The 1,444-nt window shown below is 59.1% G+C and carries 1 protein-coding gene; it reads left to right on the forward strand.

The genetic code is table 11. From position 1 onward, the window contains the following. Positions 1-130: 130 nt before the first annotated feature. Positions 131-1,296, forward strand: a protein-coding gene (locus tag JJE47_00990) for an IS3 family transposase (GenBank protein ID MBK5265986.1) whose coding sequence is annotated in 2 segments (ribosomal slippage) — positions 131-377 and positions 377-1,296 — 1,167 coding nt in all. Because the reading frame shifts where the segments join, the coding sequence is not laid out codon by codon here. The last annotated feature ends 148 nt before the right edge of the window (positions 1,297-1,444 follow it).

A 1,444-nucleotide genomic window follows, 5' to 3' on the forward strand; every position in this document is an offset into this window, starting at 1 on the left:
CTGGAAGAGAAGGGCATCGGCGCATACACCGCCGCAGTCGTCATCACCGCGTGGTCTGGAGTGGGGGATTGATCTCGGATTGGTGGCCCATTGGATAGAGTTCCCTGGGTCGTCGAGAGAGGCATAGCAAGTGGCACCACAGAGTTTCAGTGATGAGTTCAAGGCGGAAGCGGTTCGTGCGGTCATCGATTCGTCGAGGACGGTGTCGGCTGTCGCTAAAGAGTACAAGATTGGGCCGGAGACGTTGCGGGTGTGGGTGAACAAGTACCGGCGTGAGCATGCCGGTGACGAACCGGTCTTGTCGGAGGCGGAACGGGTCGAGTTGACGAGGCTCCGTAAAGAGAATCGGGAACTCAAGATGGAGAAGGAGTTCCTGGGAAAAGCGGCGGCCTTCTTCGCGAAGGAGTATCGGTGAGCACCAAGTATGGGTTCATTTGCAGCGAAGAAGGCAGCTACCCGATCGTGTCCATGTGCAGGTGGGCGAAGGTGTCAGCGTCGGGCTACTATGACTGGCGTAGCCGACCCGCGTCGGCGACCGAGTTGTGGCGTGACGCTCTGGGGGTGCTCATCGAGTGGCTGTTCAACGACTCCGACGGCACCTACGGCTACCGCAGGATCCATGCCAGTCTGGCCCGGCTGAGTCGCCCGTGTGACCCGCACACGGTTCGCTCGATCATGCGTGATCGGGGCTTGGTCGCCGCTCAACCGAGACGTCAAGGCCCCAAGACCACGATCAGCTCCGATGCCGGCACACTGCCGGACCTGCTGAATCGTGACTTCACCGCGGCCGTGCCGGGCGCCAAGCTGGTGGGTGACATCACCTACATCGACACCTGGCAGGGCTGGGTGTATCTGGCGACCGTGTTGGACTGCTGCACCAAGAAGGTCGTCGGGTATGCGCTGGCTGATCACATGCGCACCAGTTTGGTTGTCGACGCTTTGGTCATGGCCGTCAAGAACGGCCACGTCACTGCCGGGGTTACGATATTCCATTCCGATCGGGGTACGCAATACACCTCGGCTGAGTTCCAAACCTACACTGGGCAGGCCGGCATCATTCGATCGGTCGGACGGACCGGTATCTGTTATGACAATGCGTGGGCGGAGTCTTTCAATGCGACTCTCAAGAAGGAACGTGTCCACCGGACCAGCTATCCAACAAGCGACCGGGCCATCAAAGATATTGCTCGATGGATCGAACTGCGTTACAATCAGAAACGGCTCCACTCGGCGTTGGGATACCGGACCCCGAATGAAGCCGAACAGGAATGGTACCGAAACCATTCCGCAGCCTGAGAAACCAACAAATCACCAATCCGAAAAACACCCGGCACTCCAATAAGAGGCCCAGATCTGCTCGGGATTAGCGACCACATGGATGAAGAGAGGCTTGACGAATCCTCGCGCCCATCGCCCCAACCACGCGTTCACCGGCGCGAGAACA

Source organism: Acidimicrobiia bacterium, from assembly GCA_016650365.1.
Taxonomy (GTDB): Bacteria; Actinomycetota; Acidimicrobiia; order Spongiisociales; family JAENVV01; genus JAENVV01.